The organism is Microbacterium sp. DMC48 (assembly GCF_056313825.1).
Window position 1 is genome coordinate 124,540 of sequence record NZ_JBQUZN010000004.1, and the last position, 19,269, is coordinate 143,808.

Here is a 19,269-nt window from a genome sequence, read left to right on the forward strand (position 1 = left end):
CTGAATCAGTTCTCAGGTATTCCTTCCAATGGTGAAAGGTACGCACATGCGGGTTACGAAGAAGTTGCTCCACGCGAGTTTTGTGGCCGTCGTCGCGACGACGGCTCTCGCACTGTCGGCGTGCGCGCCGCAGGACGCGACGACCGGTGGAGCGGCGACCGCCGGTGGCGGGCCCGCGGACGTCACTGTCGGGGTGGTGACGAGCGAGACGGGCCCGCTCGCCAGCTACGGCAAGCAGTATCTCGACGGCTTCAAAGCAGGTCTCGACTACGCCACTGACGGCTCCAATGAGGTGAACGGCACCAAGATCACCGTCGACTACCGCGACGACGCGGGCGACCCCGACACGGCCGTCGGCGTGGCGAAGGAGCTCATCGGACAAGGGGTGAACATCCTGGCCGGCAGCGCCTCTTCGGGTGTCGCCGCCGCGGTCGCCGAGCAGGCGGGGCAGAACAAGGTCCTCTTCATCTCGGGACCGGCCGCTGCGGATGCACTCACCGGTGTCAACCCCTACACGTTCCGCAGCGGTCGTCAGTCCGCGCAGGACGTCGCCACGGCGGGCACCTTCCTCGGAGACCTCCAGGGCAAGACCGTCACGGTGTTCGCCCAGAACAACGCCTTCGGCAAGGGCAACGAGGCCGCCGTGACGGCGATCCTCGGGGCGAAGGGAGCCACGGTGAACAGCGTGCTGGTCGCCGAGGACGTCACCGAGTTCACGCCGTTCGCCCAGCAGGTGCTGGCGGCCAAGCCTGACCTCGTCTTCGTCGCCTGGGCAGGTGCCACATCGGGCGCCATGTGGCAGTCCATGAGCCAGCAGGGCGTGTTGGACGCCGTGCCGGTGGTCACGGGGCTCGGCGACTCGGCGACGTTCGGGGCGTATGGAGCCGCTTCCGAGAAGATCAAGTTCCTGAACTACTACTTCCCCGGGGCGCCGGACAACGAGGTGAACACCAAGATGATCGACGCCGTCACCAAGGCGGGTGGAACGCCCGACCTCTTCACTCCCGACGGCTTCAACGCGGCGCTGATGGTCGTGCAGGCCGTCAAGGCAGGAAAGGGCGACGTCGAGGCCATGGCCAAGAGCCTCGAGAACTACACTTTCCAGGGCCCGAAGGGCTCGCTCACCGTACGCGCCGGCGACCACGCCCTGATCCAGGACATGTATCAGGTCAAGCTCGTCGCGAACGGCGGCAGCTTCACGCCCGAGCTCGTCGACACCGTGCCGGCAGACCAGGTCGCCCCGGCGAAGAAGTAGTCGGCGAGACGGCATCCGAAAGCGAGGCGAAGCCGCATGAGCACCCCCGTCCCGTCCGCACTCCTGATCGACGGCCTCGGCCTGCAGATCGGCGGAGCGACCATCCTGAAAGACGTCGACCTGGATGTCGCGCCCGGCAGCATCGTCGGCGTGATCGGGCCGAACGGCGCCGGCAAGACCACGCTGTTCAATGTGATCTCCGGCGTCGCACGGCCGACCGCAGGTCGCATCGTGATGGACGGTGTCGACATCACCCGCGCGTCGATCGCACAGCGAGCGCGGACGGGGCTGGGGCGCACCTTTCAGACCTCCAGCCTCTTTCCGCGACTCAGCGTCCTCGAGAACGTGCGTCTTGCCGCCCAGGTCGGTCTCGGTGGCAGCTTCTCTCTGCTGCGCTTTCCCCGCAGGACGGATGCCGCGACCGAGCTCGCCCTGGATCAGCTCGTCAAGGTCGGGCTGACCCACAAACTCGACACGGCGGCCGGCGACATCTCCCACGGCGACAAGCGCAAGCTGGAGATCGCCGTGCTGCTCGCCACCGAGGCGAAGATCGTGCTGCTCGACGAGCCGATGGCGGGGGTCGCCTCCGGCGACGTCGCGGGACTCGTGGACACGATCCGCGAGATGCAGGAAGCGACCGGGTGCACGGTGTTGATGGTCGAACACCACATCGACGTGCTCATGGGCTTCGTCCAGAAGGTCGCCGTCATGTACTCCGGGTCGATCATCGCCTTCGACTCGCCCGCGCAGATCATGGAGAACCCTCTCGTGCAGAGCGCCTACCTCGGCCGAGGTCTGCATCCGGCGGGAGAGTCGGCCGCATGAGCGCACCGATCCTCACCGTGACGCACCTGTCGGCATCCATCGCGGGTCAGCAGGTCGTCGAAGACGTCTCGTTCGAGGTGCCGGCAACGGGCATCACGGCCGTCCTCGGCCGTAACGGGGTCGGCAAGACCTCGACCATGCGCGGGGTCCTCGGTCTCATCTCTCGTCGGGGTCGGGTCGTGCTCGCGGGTGAGCGGATCGACGCCCTTCCCACCCATCGCATCGTCCAGCGCGGCGTCGGCTATGTCCCCGAAGACCGCGAGGTGTTCGCCGGCCTGACCGTCGCCGAGAATCTGGCCCTCGCGGAGCGCGACCGAAAGCCGCGCCGTGATTTCGTCGCCGAGCTCTTTCCCGACCTCATGGCCCGGCGATCACAGCTCGCCGGCACGCTCTCCGGCGGACAGCAGCAGATGGTGTCGGTTGCGCGAGCGCTGCTCAATGAGAACCGCATCCTCTTGGTCGACGAGCCCACCAAGGGACTCGCTCCGAAGATCGTCGACGACGTCGCGCGAGCCCTGCAGGAGGCTGCCAAGATCGTGCCCATCCTGCTCGTAGAACAGAATCTCGACGTCGTACGGACCCTGGCCGACGATGCGATCGTGATCGCCGGAGGACGCGTGGTCCACACCGGCAGCGCGCGCCAGATCCTCGACGATGACGCGCTGACCACGCGACTGCTGGGCGTCAGCGCGGAGGTGCACTCATGAGCAGCATCGTCCTCATCCTTCTCACCGGTGTCGGCCTCGGAGCACTTTACTTCCTCGTCGCATCGGGGCTGAGCCTGATCTACGGGCTCATGCACGTGCTCAACTTCGCGCACGGCGCCTTCCTCACCCTCAGTGCATTCATCGGGTGGCAGGTGGCGCAGGCGCTGGGAACGGCATCGTGGGGATCGTTCCTCGTCTCGATCCTCGTCGGCGCCATCGTCGGTGCGGTGTTCGCGACGCTCACCGAGCTGGTGCTCATCCGACCGCTCTACGAACGCCACATCGAGCAGGTTCTCGTGACCGTCGGACTCTCCTTCGCGGCCGTCGCCCTGTTCGAGGGCATCTGGGGAACGGATGCCGTCAACATCGCCGGTCCCGCCTGGCTGAAGGAGACCACGGACGTCCTCGGAGCGCGCATCCCCAACACCTATTGGGTGCTGATGATCGCCGCTGCGCTCGTGCTCGTCGCACTCGTGCTGTTCTTGAAGAAGACGCGGTACGGAATGATCATCCGCGCCGGTGTCGAGAACCGCGCCATGGTGACCGCGCTCGGCATCGACGTGCGCCGCAGCTTCACACTCGTGTTCGCGATCGGCGGTGCGGCGGCCGGCATCGGCGGGGTGCTCGCCATGCACTACACGACGTTCGTGTCGGCTCACCTCGGCGCGACGCTGCTCATCTTCGCCTTCATCGTGACCGTCATCGGCGGCCTCGGCTCGCTCACGGGGGCCGCGATCGCGTCGGTGCTCGTCGCGGTGCTGCAGCAGTTCGCCAACGTCTACCTCAGCGGCACGGGCGACTTCATCGTGGTCGTGCTGCTGGCCGTCGTGCTCCTGGTGCGACCCACCGGGCTCATGGGGAGGAAAGCATGACCGTCACTACCGGAGTTCCCACCCTCGTGCCGGGCCGCACCGGGGCCTTCATCCCCTTCGTCGTCGGTGCCGTCCTCGTCGTCGTCATGGCCGTGTTGCCGCTGCTGAACATCTCGATCCCCGGCATCCTGCCGGGGGCGACGTACACACCGGGCTCGCTCGCTCTGCTTTCGCTCTGCATGGTCTTCGCCGCGCTCGCCCTCTCGTACAACCTGCTGCTGGGCACCTCCGGGATGCTGTCCTTCGGCCACGCTTTGTACTTCGGTGTCGGCGCGTACGGACTCGGGCTCGCGCTGAAGTTCTTCGGGGTGCCGCTGTGGCCCGGTGCTCTCATCGCTCTCGTCGGTGGGCTCGTCATCCCCGCATTCACGGGCGCCATTTCGATGCGCGTCTCCGGCATCCCCTTCGCGATGGTGACGCTGGCATTCGCGCAGGCCGGGTCGGTGCTGGTGCGTCGCAATCAGGACATCACCGGTGGTGAGGAGGGACTGCGGCTGCCCGTCGACCAGGTGCCCTCGTGGCTGGTGGGTGTGTCGAACACCCGCAATCTGTACTGGCTGACTCTCGTCGTGCTGGTGGTGGTGTACCTGGTGGTGCTCTGGGTGGACCGCTCGCGGCTCGGACATCTCGCACAAGCGGCACGCGAGAACGAACTGCGCGTCCAGGTGCTGGGGTTGCGGCCGTACACCGCGAAGCTTCTCGTCTTCGTCCTCGCCGCTCTCTGCGCCTCGCTCGCCGGCATCGCCTACATGCTGCTGCAATCGGGAACCCAGCCCAGCACCGTCGGCGCCGATCTCACGATCACCGTGCTCGTGATGGTGGTTCTCGGTGGCGTCGGGTTCCGGTGGGGTGCCATCGTGGGTGGTGTGCTCTACACGATCCTCGATCAGCGGTTGACGGTTCTCGCACGCTCGCCGTGGATCCAGGATCTCCCCGACGCGCTGCGCATCCCGCTGTCGGAGCCGCTGTTCCTGCTCGGGGTGCTGTTCATCCTGGTGGTCATGTTCCTGCCGGGCGGCATCGCGGGCACGATCGACACCGCGGTCCGCCGACGTCGTGGTGAGCGCACCCGTTCGCAGTTGCGTCAGATCGACGATGCGGACGAGACCACGGGCGGCGCGCGGGGCGTGGATGCCGAGGTGCGGGCATGAGGTCACGGGTGGAGGGGCTCGCGTGAGGGGCGAGTCGGACGGAGCGCACACGATCGGTCGCTGGCTGCGTGACCGGGCCGTCTCTGCCGCCGGCCGGACGGCGATCGACGACCGCGGTGTCCGGATCGGCTACGGCGACCTGGAGGCCCGCGCACACGAGCTCGCGCTGTCGCTGCGGCGTGCGGGATACGGACCCGGAGATCGTCTGGCGACCATCACCGGCAACTCGATCGATCACGTCGTGGTGTTCTTCGCATGCGCGAAGGCGGGAGTGGCGATGGTTCCCCTGTCGTGGCGCCTGTCATCGCGCGAACTCGCCGAGATGCTGCGCCATGCGGAACCGGCACTCGTGGCCATCGAGGACGAGTATCTCGCCATCGCCACCGATGCCTTCGCACGTCTGTCCTCATCGCCACCGATCACCCTGCTGGGCACCACCGGCATCGAATCGGCGGTGCCGGCCCGAGCGGGCGCCGGACGATCATCGGCGCCAGCCACGGCCGGCCGCGCTGTGCGCGACGACGACCCTCTCCTCGTCATCTACACCTCCGGCAGCGAGGCGGCGCCCAAAGGCGTCGTGCTCACGCATGCGAACTGCTTCTGGAACAACCTCGCTCTCGCCGGAGTGGCCCAGCTCACCGCCGATGACGTCGTGCTCGCCGTGCTGCCGCAGTTCCACGTCGCCGCGTGGAACTGTCAGCCGCTCCTCGCCTGGTGGGTCGGCGCCACCGTCGTCCTGGAGCGTTCCTTCCAGCCTCGACGGGCGCTGCAGCTGATCCGAGAACGCGGCGTGACGGCGATGATGGGAGTTCCCACGCAGTACCGGATGCTGGCCGATGATCCCGATTTCACGGCGCGTGGTGTCGGGAGCGTTCGGCAGGCCCTGGTGGGCGGTGCGACGATCCCGCCGACTCTGGCCCAGCGGTGGGCGGATGCCGGGGTACCGCTGAGCCAGGGGTACGGCTTGACCGAGGCGGCGCCGAACGTGCTGTGCCTGCCGGCATCCGAAGCGCGTGAGAACCCCGGAGCGGTGGGGCGCCCGTATCCGCACGTCGACGTACGGATCGTCGATCCCGAGAGCGAGCTCGTTCTCGACGGGGAGGCGACAGGTGAGTTGTGGGTGCGGGGACCGAGCGTGTTCGCGGGATACCTCCACGACGAGGAGGCGACCTCCCGAGTCCGATCGGGGGCGTGGTTGCGCACCGGTGACATCGTGCACCGCGACGCCGAAGGCATCTTCCGCATCGTCGACAGGATGAAGGACATCTTCATCTCCGGCGGCGAGAACGTCGCGCCCGCGGAGGTCGAGCGCGCGCTCCTGCTGCATCCCGGCGTCGCCGATGCGGCCGTGGTCGGTGTTCCCGATGATGTGTGGGGCGAGCGCGGTGTCGCTTTCATCGTGAGAGAAGACGGCGCCGCGCTGGGTGCCGACGAGGTGCTCGCCCACGCGCGGTCGGAGCTCGCGGGTTTCAAGGTCCCCGTGCGCGTCGTCTTCGTCGATGACCTGCCACGGTCCACGATCGAGAAACTGGCTCGTGCGCGATTGCGCGCGTGGGCCGCCGACCTGGTGAGAGGAAGTGCTCATGAGCACAGTTGAGCAGTTCGAGCCCGAAGCGGCTTTCTCCGCAGCCGGCAAACCCTTGACCAAGCGCGGCGAAGCCACACGTCGCAAACTCCTCGAGGCCGCAGAGGAGGTCTTCGCCGACCTCGGCTATCACGAGGCGTCGATCGTGAAGATCACCGAGCGCGCGGGAGTCGGACTGGGGACGTTCTATCTCTACTTCGACAGCAAGCAGCAGATCTTCGAGGAGCTCGTCGTCGACCTCAACCGTCGCGTGCGTCACGCGATGGCGCAGGCGATGGCCGACACCGACAACCGCATCGACGCGGAGCGTGCCGGCTTCGAAGGCTTCTTCCGGTTCACGGCGGCCCATCCCGCCCTGTACCGCGTGGTGCGTGAGGCCGAGTTCGTCTCTCCCGAGATGCTGCGTCTGCACTACACCCGCATCGTGGAGGGCTACGAAGCCGGTCTGCGCGCCGCCCAGGCGTCGGGCGATGTCGACACCGCCCTGGATCCCGAGGTCACGGCGTGGGCCCTCATGGGGGCCGGGGAACTCATCGGCATGCGCTTCCTGCTGTGGGAGCGCGATGAGGAAGGCCGTCCGCCGGCCGCGATCGGCGACGAGATCATCGACGGCATGATGCGCTTCATCCGCAACGCGCTCGCGGTGCGCACCGAGAAGGGATCAAGGCATGAGTGAACAGGAACTCTCGGGTCGTCGCGCGGTGATCACTGGCGGTGCCAGTGGTATCGGGCTTGCCTGCGCGGAAGAGTTCGCGCGCCGTGGCGCACACGTCGTGATCGCGGACTTCAACGGTGAAGCCGCCCAGCGCGCTGCCGACCGCGTGGGGGGAGAGGCCTGGGTCGTGGACCTGTCCGACACGGTCGCGCTCGACGAGCTGTCGCTGCACGCCGACATCCTCCTCAACAACGCGGGCGTGCAGACGGTCGCGCCCCTGGAGACGTTCTCGCCGGAGCGGTTCCGTTTCATGCAGCGACTCATGGTCGAATCGCCCTTCCTCCTCATCCGCGCCGTTCTGCCCGGGATGTACGAGCGGGGCTGGGGGCGGATCATCAACATCTCCAGCGCCCACGGTCTGCGCGCGAGCGCCTACAAGTCGGCGTACGTGACGGCGAAGCACGCGCTGGAAGGGCTGTCGAAGGTCACGGCGCTGGAGGGCGGCGCTCATGGGGTGACCAGCAACTGCATCAACCCGGCCTACGTGCGCACGCCACTGGTCGAGAAGCAGATCGCCGACCAGGCGCGCGTCCACGGCATCGGCGAGGACGAGGTGGTCGAGAAGGTCATGCTCACCGAGTCGGTGATCAAACGCCTGATCGAGCCGCACGAGGTCGCCTCACTGGCCGCGTGGCTCGCCGGCGACGACGCCGGCATGGTCACGGGCGCCAGCTACACGATGGACGGCGGGTGGACGGCACGATGAGCACCCGTACCGCGCGCGCCGTCGACGTGGACGTTCCCGGGGGGCGGCTGAGGGTGGGGGTGTGGGATGCCGAGTCTGGTGCCCCCACGATCCTCGCCGTCCACGGAGTGACGTCGTCGCACCTCGCGTGGGAGCTGCTGGCCGCGGCGCTGCCGGGAGTGCGGATCGTCGCGCCCGACCTGCGCGGACGCGGACGGAGCAACCGGCTGACGGGACCCGCCGGCATGGCTGTTCACGCCGATGACCTCGCCCTCGTCTGTCGCGCACTCGAGGTCGTGCCCGATCTGGTGGTCGCGCACTCGATGGGCGCGTTCGTCTCGGTGGTCTTCGCAGATCGGCATCCGGAGCTCGCTCGACGACTCCTCCTCGTCGACGGAGGCCTCCCGCTGGCCGCGCCAGAGGGGCTCTCGCCGGACGAGCTCGTCGCTGCCATCCTGGGCCCGACGGCCGAGCGGCTGTCGAAGAGGTTCGCCACCGTCGACGCGTACCTCTCGTTCTGGCGAGGACACCCCGCATTCGCTGACGACTGGTCGAGCGAGCTGGAACACTACCTGGCCTACGATCTCGAGCCCGAGCCGGACGGTTCGTATCGACCGGCGACGAGCTATGCGACGACGCTCGAGGACACCGTCGACATGAACACGCGCTCGACGGTTGCGGATGCGCTCGGCGCTCTCACGACGCCCTCGACACTGGTGACGGTGCCGCGCGGCCTACAGGACGAGACCCCCGGACTCTATCCACCGGCGCACCTGGCGGCGCAACTGCGGGCGTACCCTTCGGTGGCGCACGTCGCGTGGCCCGAGTTCAATCACTACACGGTGGTGCTCTCGCGCGCCGGAGCAGACAGGTTGGCGGCGCTCGTGGAGGAGCAGCTCGGGGCTTCCGTTCCGCGGCTTCCGGCCGCCTAGCTTCTGTTGCGCTCAGCGGGCACCCGCGGCCACGCGGGTCGTCAGTTGGTGTGCGTGGGCGAGCAGTGTCCGGCCGAGCTCCGGGATGCGCTCCGGCGTGAAGCGGAACTCCACGCCCGTCAGGCTCAGTGCCCATTGCGGATGGCCGGAGCGCGTGAACACGGCGGCTCCCAGACCGAAGCTGCCTTCGACGATGAGGCCCGGATTGAGGGCGTAGCCGCGCGCCTGCGTCTCGCGCAGCCGCGCCCGCAGACGTGGTTCGGCGTGCGGGGCGCCGTGGCGCTCGCTGAGGTCGGGATGGCGATCGAAGTAGGCGTCCACATCGTGAGGAGGAAGAAAGGCCAGGATGGCCAGCCCGGCCGAGGCGACGCCGAGGGGGAAGCGCACGCCCTCCGACAGCACGAACGAGCGGATGGGGAAGGCGCCGTCCTCGCGGATGAGACAGACCGTCTCGTCGCCGCGGCGCACGGACAGGAACGCGCTCTCCTCCGTGCGGACCGCCAGCGACCGCACGATGTCGCGCGCGATCGCCGTGATGTCGTACCGGGATGCCGCGACCGTTCCCATGAGATAGAGCTCGGGCCCGGGCACCCAGGCCCCCGACTTCTCGTCCTGATCGACGAGACCTTCGTGACGCAGCGCGGACAGCAAACGGTGCACCGTGGGTCGGGTGAGATCCGCCCGGCGCGCGATCTCGGCGACCGACACGCCGTCTGCGCCCGCGGACGTCACCAATCGCAACAGAGCTGCTGCGCGGGCGACGGACTGGGCGCCGGGCACGGTGCGTCGCGAGGTGTCCATGATGTGGACAGTAGGCGACGCGGCATCCACATGGCAAGCCGCGAGGTGCGGACCGCGCCGACGGGGCGGAGGATGGGAGGGCACACGCGATGACAAAGGAGTGATTCGTGATCGACAAGACCTATCCGTCCGCGGCCGCAGCCGTGGCCGACATCCCGGACGGCGCGTCGCTCGCCGTCGGCGGGTTCGGCCTGTCCGGCAACCCCATCGCACTCATCCAGGCACTGCTCGCTCAGGGCACGAGCGAACTGTCGGTGGTGTCCAACAACTGCGGTGTCGACGACTGGGGGCTCGGTGTACTGCTGAATGCCAAGCGCATCCGCAAGATGACCTCGTCGTACGTCGGCGAGAACAAGGAGTTCGAGCGCCAGTTCCTCTCCGGCGAGCTCGAGCTCGAGCTCACCCCGCAGGGGACTCTCGCGGAGAAGCTGCGTGCCGGCGGCGCCGGGATCGCGGCGTTCTATACGCAGACGGGGGTCGGTACGCAGGTGGCCGAAGGGGGACTGCCTCGCGCCTACGACGGCGCGGGGGGTGTGGCTGTCGCGTCGCCGCAGAAAGACGTCCGCGCCTTCGAGGTGACGGGTGAGAAGCGCGACTACGTGCTCGAAGAGGCGATCGTGACCGACTTCGCGCTCGTCCACGCCGCCCAGGGCGACACGCACGGCAATCTCGTCTTCCACCGCGCGGCACGCAACTTCAATCCGCTCGCCGCGATGGCGGGCCGCGTCTGCATCGCGCAAGTCGAAGAGCTCGTCGCGCCGGGCGACCTCGACCCGGACAGCATCCACCTGCCGGGCATCTACGTGCATCGCATCGTCGAGGTGGGCAGCGACATCGAGAAGCGGATCGAACGGCGCACCGTCACCGTGTCGGACGCGGCCGCACGGACATTTCCCGAAGGAGCCTGACATGGCATTGACCCGCAACGAGATGGCCGCCCGCGCGGCCGCCGAACTCACGGACGGCTCGTACGTGAACCTCGGTATCGGCCTGCCGACCCTGGTGCCGAACTTCGTGCCCGACGGCGTCACCGTCGTGCTGCAGTCCGAGAACGGCATCCTGGGCGTCGGCCCGTACCCCACCGAGGAGCAGGTCGATCCCGACCTGATCAACGCGGGCAAGGAGACCGTGACCGTGCTTCCGGGCGCCTCGTTCTTCGACTCCGCGCTGAGCTTCGGAATGATCCGCGGTGGCAAGATCGACGCCGCGATCCTCGGAGCGATGCAGGTCTCGGCGTCGGGCGACCTTGCGAACTGGATGATCCCGGGAAAGATGGTGAAGGGTCCCGGCGGCGCCATGGACCTGGTGCACGGTGCCGCCCGTGTGATCGTGCTGATGGAACACGTCGCCCGTGACGGCTCGGCCAAGATCGTCCATCAGTGCACGTTGCCGCTGACCGGGCGCGGAGTGGTGGACCGCATCATCACCGACCTGGCCGTCATCGACGTCACCGACCGAGGACTCGTTCTCGTCGAGACCGCTCCGGGCGTCAGCGTCGACGAGGTCCTCGCCGCCTCGGAACCCCCTCTGATCATCGCCGAGAAGCTCAAGGAGATCGCATGAGCACCGCCGACATCGTCATCGTCGCTGCCGCCCGCACCCCGCAGGGGCGACTCAAAGGCCAGCTGGCCGCTTTCACCGCCCCGCAGCTGGGTGGCCTCGCGATCGCGGGGGCACTGGCGGCGGGCGCGATCCCCGCGGATGCCGTCGACGCGGTCATCATGGGGCAGGTGCTGCCCGCGGGATCGGGACAGAACCCCGCGCGCCAGGCCGCGCTGGCCGGCGGGCTCGGATGGGACGTCCCGGCATCCGGTGTCAACAAGGTGTGCCTGTCGGGGCTCACGGCCATCATCGACGCGAAGCGGATGATCGCGTCGGGCGATGCGACCGTGGTCGTGGCCGGCGGTATGGAGTCGATGACGCGCGCCCCGCACCTGCTCATGGGCTCGCGCGACGGATGGAGCTACGGCTCGGTGGAGGTGCTGGACCACATGGCCTACGACGGCCTCACCGACGCCTACGACCGCGAGAGCATGGGCGCATCGACGGAGCGCCTCAACCCGCGATACGAGGTGACGCGTGAGCAGCAGGACCATGTCGCTGCCCTCTCGCACCAGCGCGCGGCAGCGGCACGGGATGCCGGCGTCTTCGACGCGGAGATCGTGCCCGTGGAGGTCCCGCAGCGCCGCGGAGCGGCGGTCACCGTGACGAGCGACGAGGGCATCCGTGCGGACACGACCGAACTGACCCTGGCGGGGCTTCGCCCCGCGTTCTCCGCCGACGGCTCCATCACCGCCGGCAACGCCTCGCAGATCTCCGACGGTGCTGCTGCCGTCGTCCTGACGACGCGCGCGCACGCAGATGAGAACGGGTGGCCGGTGCTGGCCGTCGTCGGAGCCGCGGGTCAGGTCGCGGGTCCGGACAACTCCCTGCACGCGCAGCCGGCGCGAGCGATCGCTCAGGCTCTGCAGCGGCAGCACCTTGCGGCATCCGATCTCGATCTCGTCGAGATCAACGAAGCGTTCGGGGCTGTCGTCGCCCACTCGCAGCGCGAGCTGGGAATCGGCGAGGACGTCGTGAATGTGCACGGGGGAGGCATCGCCCTGGGTCATCCGATCGGAGCGTCCGGCGCACGTCTGGTCGTGCACGCCGTGCACGAGCTCGTACGCCGCGGTTCGGGAACGGCGGCCGTCGGCCTCTGTGGCGGCGGCGGTCAAGGGGAGGCACTGATCCTGACGCGCTGAGCCGCCCCGGTCGGGTAGCGGGCTGCAGGTCAGCCCGCGCGCAGACCGAGCGCGGGCAGGAGCACGTCGTCGACGAGGGAGATGACGAAGTCGCGGTCGACGGGTCTGCCGAGCATGAGAGTGCGGTAGGCGGTCATCGACGGGATCACCTGCGAGAGCAGCGCGAGGTCGACGTCGCGGGCGACCTCGCCGCGATCGATGGCGCGTTGGATCAGCACACGCAGCGCGGCCGCCCTCGGCTCGACGATGGCGGCGCGCGCGGCATCCGCGAACTCGGGGGACTCCGACATCAGCGAGACCATTCCCGCCATGATGCGCAGTTTCCGCTCCCCGTCCTTCATGACGGGAGCCTTGATGTTCGCGACCAGGTCACCGCGCAGCGATCCCGTGTCCGGAAGATCGGCGTGGGAAGAGCTCTTCATGCAGGCGACGGCGTCGATGACCAGCTCCGCCTTGGAGGGCCACCGTCGGTAGAGCGTGGCCTTGCCCGCACGCGCACGTGCGGCGACCATATCGACGGTCATGCGCTCGTATCCCTTCTCGGCGAGGATGTCGAGAGCAGCGGCGAGGATCTCGGGGTCGCGGGAGTGATCGCGCTTGCGACCCAGCTTGGGGGTGGGATCGACGTCCTCATCGGCGAGGGTGGTATCCGTCATGGGAAACAGTCTAGTTCAGGAACCGGCATGTTCAGGAACTGGTTGGTTTCGGAACTCGCGAGTGTCGTATAAAATCTCCCGCATGACCTCACCCTCACCCGAAGCCGCTGCGGCGGCGCCCTCCGGCCGGCGCTGGCTGACACTCGGTGTCGTCGCGCTGGCACAGCTGATGGTCGTCCTGGACGCGACCGTCGTGAACATCGCGCTGCCGGCGGCGCAGGCCGATCTGCAGTTCTCGGTCGGCGACCGGCAGTGGATCATCACCGCGTACTCGTTGGCCTTCGGCTCACTCCTGCTGCTCGGCGGCCGTCTGTCGGATCTCATCGGACGCAAGCGCGCCTTCATCATCGGACTCGTCGGGTTCGCGCTCGCATCGGCGCTCGGCGGGATGGCGGGGTCCTTCGGGCTGCTCGTCGTCGCTCGCGCACTGCAGGGCGCGTTCGGTGCACTGCTGGCTCCCACCGCACTCGCCGTGCTGACGACGACCTTCACCGCCCCCAAGGAGCGGGGTCGTGCCTTCGGCGTCTTCGGCGCGATCGCGGGCGCCGGCGGCGCCATCGGCCTCCTGCTCGGCGGCATCCTGACCGAGGACCTCAGCTGGCGCTGGAACCTCTACATCAACGACGTCATCGCGGTCGTCGCCGTCATCGGGGCGATCTTCTTCGTGCACACGGTCGCCCGCACCGGTCCCCGTCCGAAGCTCGACGTGCCGGGCACGATCCTCGTCTCCGCAGCCCTGTTCTCTCTCGTGTTCGGCTTCTCACGAGCCGAGACCGACGGCTGGGGCGCGCCCATCACCTGGGGGACGCTCACTGCCGCGGGCGTTCTGCTCATCGCCTTCGTGCTGTGGCAGCAGCGCGCCGAACATCCTCTGCTGCCGCTGCGGATCGTCCGCGATCGCAACCGGGCGTCGGCGTACAGCTCGATCCTCATCGCCGGTGCGGGGATGTTCGGGATCTTCCTGTTCGTCACCTACTACCTGCAGACCACGCTGGGGTACTCGCCGATCCAGACCGGTCTGTCGTTCCTGCCGATGATCGCCATGCTCGTGCTCAGCGCGCAGCTGTCGACCAACATCTTCCTGCCGCGCTTCGGCCCGAAGGTCATGGTGCCGATCGGTATGACACTCGCGGCCGTCGGCATGGTGCTGCTGACGCGGCTCGACGCGTCCAGCCAGTACCTCGTCGACCTCCTGCCTGCGCTGATGCTGCTCGGGCTCGGCATGGGATCGATCATGCCCCCGTCGATCCAGACCGCGACGCTCGGTGTCGATCGCGAATTCGCCGGTGTCGCGTCGGCGATGGTCAACACCTCGCAGCAGGTCGGCGGCTCGATCGGCACGGCATTGCTGAACACCCTCGCAGCGACGGCGGCCGCCGACTTCGTCGCGGCGCACGCTCCGGCCACGCCGCAGGTTCTGGCCGATGCCGCTCTGCACAGCTACGCGACGGCGTACTGGTGGGGGGCCGGGGCATTCGCACTCGGCGCGGTGGTGGCCGCCCTCGGATTCCGGCGCAAAGCGTCCGTTCGTCGGGCCGCGGATGTCGCGACCACCTCGGTCGACACCACGGGCGAGCCCGTGCTCGCCCACTGAGCGAGGTCCTCGCCGCGCGACCGCATCAGCCGGTCGGGCGGCGAGGCCGTGCGCGGTAGCCTCGGTGCATGGTGACGATCACTGCGCTGAGCGCGACCGACCGCGAGGAATGGGCTGACCTGTGGTCCGGCTACCTGACGTTCTACGAAAGCGATCTCGCCGAAGAGGTGACCGACGACGTCTACCGTCGTCTCGTCGCCGGGGTCGAGCTGCACGGGGCCATTGCGCGCGATGACGAGGGCCGCGCGGTCGGCATCGTCCACTGGCTGTTCCACCCGTCCACGTGGGCGAGCGGTCCGTACTGCTACCTCGAGGATCTCTTCGTGTCACCGGACGCGCGCGGCGGCGGTATCGGCGGCGCACTCATCGCTCACGTGCGCGCGCAGGCCGGCGCCGCCGGCGCGGTCAAGGTCTACTGGCTGACGCAGAAGGACAATGCGACAGCGCGCGCTCTCTACGACCGGGTCGCAACCGACACCGGCTTCGTGCATTACGAGATCGGGCTCTGAACGCGCGTCTCAGCTCTCGATGCTCACCGTTGCAGGCGCTTCGCCAGCAGCTTCTCCTCGCTCCCGCGCACGGGGGAGTCGGTGGAGATGATCCGTCCGCGGGAGGCGCGATAGGTGTCCACGATCGTGCCGATCGACAGGGCCAGAGTGATTCCCCAGCTCAGCCACGCGAGCGCCTGACGCCACGTGAACGGCACGTCGCCACGGAGGCCGCGCAGCAGCGCGACGCCGCTGGTCATGGCGGAGATGATCCCGGTCCCGAACAGGTACTTGCGCATGCGACCACGTTAGCCTGGAAGAACGCCTGCCGAGAGGAGCCGCGTGAGCGACCCGAAGTCCGAGGCCGACATGATCGTCGTGTCCAACCGCCTGCCCGTCGACCATGATCCGAGCGTCGAGGGTGGGTGGCGTCGTTCGCCGGGCGGCTTGGTCGCCGCTCTCGAACCGGTGCTGCAGCGCACCGGCGGGGCGTGGGTGGGCTGGCCCGGCACCGCCGACCTCGAGATCGATCCCTTCGAGCTGGAGGGGATGTCGCTCGTGCCCGTGGCATTGTCCGCCGAGGACGTGGCGCTGTATTACGAGGGGTTCTCCAACGACACGATCTGGCCGCTCTACCACGACGTGATCTCGCCGCCGGCCTACCACCGTGAGTGGTGGGAAGCCTACGTCCGCGTCAACCGCCGTTTCGCCGAGGCGGTGGCGTCGACTGCCGCGGACGGCGCGGTCGTCTGGGTGCAGGACTATCAACTGCAGTTGGTGCCGCGGATGCTGCGCGAGCTGCGGCCCGATCTGGTGATCGGCTACTTCCACCACATTCCGTTCCCGGCATACGGCATCTACGCTCAGCTTCCCTGGCGCAAGCAGGTGCTGGAGGGACTTCTGGGGGCCGATGTCATCGGGTTCCAGCGGGTGCAGGATGCCGGCAACTTCGCCACGGCCGTGCGCCGCCAGCTGGGGTTCGAGACGAAGGCGGGTGCGATCCGGGTCCCCGAGCCCGACGGCGCGGTTCGCACCGCCGTCGCCAAGGCATACCCCATCTCGATCGACGCCGACCTGTACGACGAGCTGGCTCGCCGCCCGGAGGTGCAGGCCCGGGCCGCCGAGATTCGGGAGAGCCTCGGCAACCCGAAGACGATCCTCTTCGGCGTCGACCGTCTCGATTACACCAAAGGCATCGGTCACCGCCTGAAGGCGTATGGAGAGCTTCTCGAGGACCACCGCCTCGATGTCGAGGACGTCACGCTCGTGCAGGTGGCGAGCCCGAGCAGGGAGCGCGTCGCGGCCTACATGCAGCTGCGTGACGAGATCGAGCTCACGGTCGGCCGCATCAACGGCGACCACGACACCGTCGGGCACACGGCCATCCGCTACCTGCATCACTCGTATCCTCGGGAGGAGATGGTCGCGCTGTACCTCGCGGCGGACGTGATGCTCGTGACCGCCCTTCGCGACGGGATGAACCTGGTGGCGAAGGAGTATGTCGCCAGCCGCGTCGACGGACGCGGCGTGCTCGTACTCAGCGAGTTCACCGGCGCCGCCGACGAGATGTCGCAGGCGGTGAAAGTCAATCCGCACGACATCGAGGGACTGAAGGACGCCATCATGACGGCGATCGAGATGTCACCCTCCGAACAGGGGCGCCGCATGCGCGCCCTCCGCCGCCGCGTGCGCGACCACGACGTCGCCGACTGGTCGCGGCGTTTCCTCAGCGATCTCGATGCGGTGAGGGCGACGTCGTGAGCGTCGACGACACTCTGGCACGCCTGGCGGTCACGGATCGTCTTCTGGTGGCCCTGGATTTCGATGGCACCCTGGCGCCGTTGATCGACGAGCCGATGGCGGCACGCATGAGTGCCCCCGCACGGGCCGCCGTCGACGCGCTCGCTCGCGTTCCCGCGACGACCGTCGCCCTCGTGTCCGGGCGCACGCTGCGCGATCTGCGGATCATCGCCGAGCACGACGATGACTCGCCTCTGCTGCTGGCGGGTTCGCACGGCGCGGAGCAATGGCCGCCGTCCGGCTCCGACGACGCGTCGACGGTCGACGTTGCGCTCCTGGCGCTGCGCGACCGGCTGCGCGCTCGAGCCGAGGCGATCGCGGCCGGCGTCCCGGGCGCCTGGATCGAGCCGAAGGAGTTCGGGTTCGCGCTGCACACGCGTCTCGCGACGGATTCTGCGGGCGCACGCTCGGCGCACGATGGTATCGCTCGCCTCATGGAGGCCGAGGCGCCCACGTGGCGCCGTCGCGACGGGCACGACATCCTCGAGTACGCCTTCCGGGCGGAGGGCAAAGACGGCGCGGTGGCGCGCCTGCGGGCGCAGACGGAAGCGACCGCGGTCCTGTTCGCGGGCGACGACGTCACCGATGAGGACGCCCTGCGCAGTCTCGAGCCGGGCGACGTCGGCGTGCGCGTCGGGCCGGGGGAGACGGCGGCGCGTGTCCGTGTGGCCGGCATCCCCGAACTGGCGTCGTTGTTGACGCGTCTCGCGCACGATCGAGACACCCTGCGGGAATAGACTTCGAGGATGCCGGACAGCGATCCCACCATCGACATCAAGCCGCGCAGTCGTGTCGTCACGGACGGCATCGAGGCGACGACCTCCCGCGGCATGCTGCGTGCCGTCGGCATGGGCGATGAGGACTGGGACAAGCCCCAGATCGGCATCGCCTCCAGCTGGAACGAGATCACGCCGTGCAATCTGAGCCTGGACCGGCTCGCGCAGGGCGCCAAGGAGGGCGTCCACGCCGGCGGCGGGTACCCGCTGCAGTTCGGCACCATCTCCGTGTCCGACGGCATCTCCATGGGTCACGAGGGGATGCATTTCTCGCTGGTGTCCCGTGAGGTCATCGCCGACTCCGTGGAGACCGTGGTCATGGCCGAGCGGCTCGACGGCACCGTCCTGCTCGCCGGCTGCGACAAGTCGATCCCCGGCATGCTCATGGCCTCGGCGCGTCTCGATCTCTCCAGTGTGTTCCTCTACGCGGGTTCCATCGCGCCCGGCTGGGTGAAGCTCTCGGACGGCACGGAGAAGGACGTCACGATCATCGACTCCTTCGAGGCGGTGGGCGCGTGCCTCGCGGGGAAGATGAGCGAAGCGGACCTCAAGCGCATCGAGTGCGCGATCGCGCCCGGCGAGGGCGCGTGCGGCGGCATGTACACCGCGAACACGATGGCCTCCGTCGCCGAGGCGCTGGGGTTGAGCCTTCCCGGATCCGCCGCACCGCCGTCGGCGGACCGTCGCCGCGACTACTACGCCCACCGCTCCGGCGAAGCGGTCGTGAACCTGCTGCGTCAGGGCATCACGACGCGCGACATCCTCACCAAAGAGGCGTTCGAGAACGCCATCGCACTGGCCATGGCCCTCGGCGGCTCGACCAACGTCGTGCTGCACCTGCTCGCCATCGCCCGCGAAGCCGAGGTGGAGCTCAGCCTGCACGACTTCAACCGCATCGGCGACAAGGTCCCGCATGTGGCGGACATGAAGCCGTTCGGGAAGTTCGTCATGAACGACGTCGACCGCCACGGCGGCATTCCCGTCATCATGAAAGCGATGCTCGACGAGGGGCTGCTGCACGGCGACGCCCTCACGGTCACCGGCAAGACCCTCGCGGAGAACCTCGCCGAGCTCGATCCCGACCCGATCGACGGCACCGTCATCCACACCTTTGACGACCCCATTCATGCCACGGGCGGCATCACGATCCTCCACGGCTCGCTGGCCCCGGAAGGGGCGGTCGTGAAGACCGCGGGCTTCGACGCGTCGGTGTTCGAGGGCCCTGCACGGGTGTTCGAGCGGGAGCGCGCCGCGATGGACGCCCTGGAGGCGGGCGAGATCGCCGCCGGCAGCGTCATCGTCATCCGCTACGAGGGCCCGAAGGGCGGCCCCGGCATGCGCGAGATGCTCGCCATCACGGCGGCGATCAAGGGCGCAGGGCTCGGAAAAGATGTACTACTCTTGACGGACGGCAGATTCTCAGGCGGCACAACCGGCCTGTGCATCGGCCACATAGCACCCGAAGCGGTGGACGCAGGTCCTATCGCCTTCGTGCGCGATGGTGATCTGATACGGGTCGATATCGCGGCTCGCACTCTCGACCTACTCGTCGACGACGCAGAGCTGAACTCCCGCCGTGACGGCTGGGAGCCGCTTCCCCCGCGCTACACCCGTGGCGTTCTGGCCAAGTACTCGAAACTCGTGCGCTCCGCAGCGGAGGGCGCGACGACCGGCTGAGGCCGT

At 68.5% G+C, this 19,269-nt stretch carries 20 protein-coding genes; 17 read left to right on the forward strand and 3 right to left on the reverse strand.

Annotated features, from left to right (window positions below; all coding sequences use genetic code 11):
• The first annotated feature begins 46 nt into the window (after positions 1–46).
• From ACT53O_RS05815 to ACT53O_RS05855, 9 genes are read left to right on the forward strand one after another with little or no spacing between them, the layout of a single operon-like run.
• Positions 47–1,255, forward strand: a complete 1,209-nt coding sequence (locus ACT53O_RS05815) for a substrate-binding domain-containing protein (RefSeq protein ID WP_476151575.1) — start codon at positions 47–49, stop codon at positions 1,253–1,255.
• A 36-nt stretch (positions 1,256–1,291) separates the two neighbouring features.
• Positions 1,292–2,080, forward strand: coding sequence for an ABC transporter ATP-binding protein (locus tag ACT53O_RS05820; RefSeq protein WP_036318846.1), 789 nt, complete (start codon positions 1,292–1,294; stop codon positions 2,078–2,080).
• Positions 2,077–2,787: an ABC transporter ATP-binding protein gene (locus tag ACT53O_RS05825; RefSeq protein WP_036318848.1), complete on the forward strand. Its 711-nt coding sequence runs from the start codon at positions 2,077–2,079 to the stop codon at positions 2,785–2,787. Before ACT53O_RS05820 ends, ACT53O_RS05825 begins: the two co-directional genes overlap by 4 nt.
• Positions 2,784–3,659: a branched-chain amino acid ABC transporter permease gene (locus ACT53O_RS05830; protein WP_135949090.1), complete on the forward strand. Its 876-nt coding sequence runs from the start codon at positions 2,784–2,786 to the stop codon at positions 3,657–3,659. Before ACT53O_RS05825 ends, ACT53O_RS05830 begins: the two co-directional genes overlap by 4 nt.
• The gene (locus ACT53O_RS05835) at positions 3,656–4,810 is read left to right on the forward strand and encodes a branched-chain amino acid ABC transporter permease (protein ID WP_476151576.1); all 1,155 of its coding nucleotides are present in this window, start codon (positions 3,656–3,658) and stop codon (positions 4,808–4,810) included. Before ACT53O_RS05830 ends, ACT53O_RS05835 begins: the two co-directional genes overlap by 4 nt.
• Before the next feature lie 22 nt (positions 4,811–4,832).
• On the forward strand, positions 4,833–6,407 hold the full coding sequence (locus tag ACT53O_RS05840; protein ID WP_295817034.1) for a class I adenylate-forming enzyme family protein: 1,575 nt from the start codon (positions 4,833–4,835) through the stop codon (positions 6,405–6,407).
• The gene (locus ACT53O_RS05845; protein ID WP_112931338.1) at positions 6,394–7,071 is read left to right on the forward strand and encodes a TetR/AcrR family transcriptional regulator; all 678 of its coding nucleotides are present in this window, start codon (positions 6,394–6,396) and stop codon (positions 7,069–7,071) included. The genes ACT53O_RS05840 and ACT53O_RS05845 overlap by 14 nt, the downstream gene beginning before the upstream one ends.
• Positions 7,064–7,816, forward strand: coding sequence for a 3-hydroxybutyrate dehydrogenase (locus ACT53O_RS05850; RefSeq protein ID WP_135949093.1), 753 nt, complete (start codon positions 7,064–7,066; stop codon positions 7,814–7,816). The genes ACT53O_RS05845 and ACT53O_RS05850 overlap by 8 nt, the downstream gene beginning before the upstream one ends.
• A complete protein-coding gene (locus ACT53O_RS05855) occupies positions 7,813–8,727 on the forward strand; it encodes an alpha/beta fold hydrolase (protein ID WP_347417247.1) in 915 nt (304 codons plus the stop codon). Before ACT53O_RS05850 ends, ACT53O_RS05855 begins: the two co-directional genes overlap by 4 nt.
• 12 nt (positions 8,728–8,739) lie before the next feature.
• Here the strand turns inward: ACT53O_RS05855 and ACT53O_RS05860 are convergent, their stop codons facing one another.
• Entirely contained in the window at positions 8,740–9,528 is a 789-nt protein-coding gene (locus ACT53O_RS05860) for an IclR family transcriptional regulator (RefSeq protein WP_135949095.1), read from the reverse strand.
• A gap of 107 nt (positions 9,529–9,635) precedes the next feature.
• On the opposite strand from ACT53O_RS05860, the gene ACT53O_RS05865 reads away from it, so the two are divergent.
• Genes ACT53O_RS05865 through ACT53O_RS05875 form a run of 3 tightly spaced genes read left to right on the forward strand, consistent with a single transcriptional unit; the run spans position 9,636 to position 12,272 of the window.
• Positions 9,636–10,436: a CoA transferase subunit A gene (locus ACT53O_RS05865; RefSeq protein WP_294980071.1), complete on the forward strand. Its 801-nt coding sequence runs from the start codon at positions 9,636–9,638 to the stop codon at positions 10,434–10,436.
• A 1-nt stretch (position 10,437) separates the two neighbouring features.
• Positions 10,438–11,091: a CoA transferase subunit B gene (locus ACT53O_RS05870; protein WP_476151577.1), complete on the forward strand. Its 654-nt coding sequence runs from the start codon at positions 10,438–10,440 to the stop codon at positions 11,089–11,091.
• Positions 11,088–12,272 (forward strand): acetyl-CoA C-acyltransferase, encoded by a 1,185-nt coding sequence (locus tag ACT53O_RS05875; protein WP_294980066.1) that lies wholly within the window; start codon positions 11,088–11,090, stop codon positions 12,270–12,272. Before ACT53O_RS05870 ends, ACT53O_RS05875 begins: the two co-directional genes overlap by 4 nt.
• A gap of 29 nt (positions 12,273–12,301) precedes the next feature.
• On the opposite strand, the gene ACT53O_RS05880 is transcribed toward ACT53O_RS05875, so the two are convergent.
• Positions 12,302–12,928 carry a TetR/AcrR family transcriptional regulator gene (locus ACT53O_RS05880; RefSeq protein WP_036321944.1) on the reverse strand — a complete coding sequence of 209 codons (627 nt, stop codon included), beginning with the start codon at positions 12,926–12,928 and terminating at the stop codon, positions 12,302–12,304.
• An 82-nt stretch (positions 12,929–13,010) separates the two neighbouring features.
• On the opposite strand from ACT53O_RS05880, the gene ACT53O_RS05885 reads away from it, so the two are divergent.
• On the forward strand, positions 13,011–14,522 hold the full coding sequence (locus ACT53O_RS05885; protein WP_476151578.1) for an MFS transporter: 1,512 nt from the start codon (positions 13,011–13,013) through the stop codon (positions 14,520–14,522).
• A 68-nt stretch (positions 14,523–14,590) separates the two neighbouring features.
• On the forward strand, positions 14,591–15,031 hold the full coding sequence (locus ACT53O_RS05890) for a GNAT family N-acetyltransferase (protein WP_294980060.1): 441 nt from the start codon (positions 14,591–14,593) through the stop codon (positions 15,029–15,031).
• Between the two features lie 23 nt (positions 15,032–15,054).
• Here ACT53O_RS05890 and ACT53O_RS05895 read toward each other — a convergent pair whose 3' ends face one another.
• Positions 15,055–15,309, reverse strand: a complete 255-nt coding sequence (locus tag ACT53O_RS05895) for a hypothetical protein (RefSeq protein ID WP_135949099.1) — start codon at positions 15,307–15,309, stop codon at positions 15,055–15,057.
• A gap of 70 nt (positions 15,310–15,379) precedes the next feature.
• Here ACT53O_RS05895 and otsA point away from each other — a divergent pair, with 70 nt between their 5' ends.
• Genes otsA through ilvD form a run of 3 tightly spaced genes read left to right on the forward strand, consistent with a single transcriptional unit; the run spans position 15,380 to position 19,263 of the window.
• Positions 15,380–16,771, forward strand: a complete 1,392-nt coding sequence (gene otsA, locus ACT53O_RS05900; RefSeq protein ID WP_112932864.1) for an alpha,alpha-trehalose-phosphate synthase (UDP-forming) — start codon at positions 15,380–15,382, stop codon at positions 16,769–16,771.
• The gene (gene otsB, locus ACT53O_RS05905; RefSeq protein ID WP_476151579.1) at positions 16,768–17,547 is read left to right on the forward strand and encodes a trehalose-phosphatase; all 780 of its coding nucleotides are present in this window, start codon (positions 16,768–16,770) and stop codon (positions 17,545–17,547) included. The genes otsA and otsB overlap by 4 nt, the downstream gene beginning before the upstream one ends.
• A 9-nt stretch (positions 17,548–17,556) precedes the next feature.
• Positions 17,557–19,263 carry a dihydroxy-acid dehydratase gene (ilvD, locus tag ACT53O_RS05910; RefSeq protein ID WP_112931348.1) on the forward strand — a complete coding sequence of 569 codons (1,707 nt, stop codon included), beginning with the start codon at positions 17,557–17,559 and terminating at the stop codon, positions 19,261–19,263.
• The last annotated feature ends 6 nt before the right edge of the window (positions 19,264–19,269 follow it).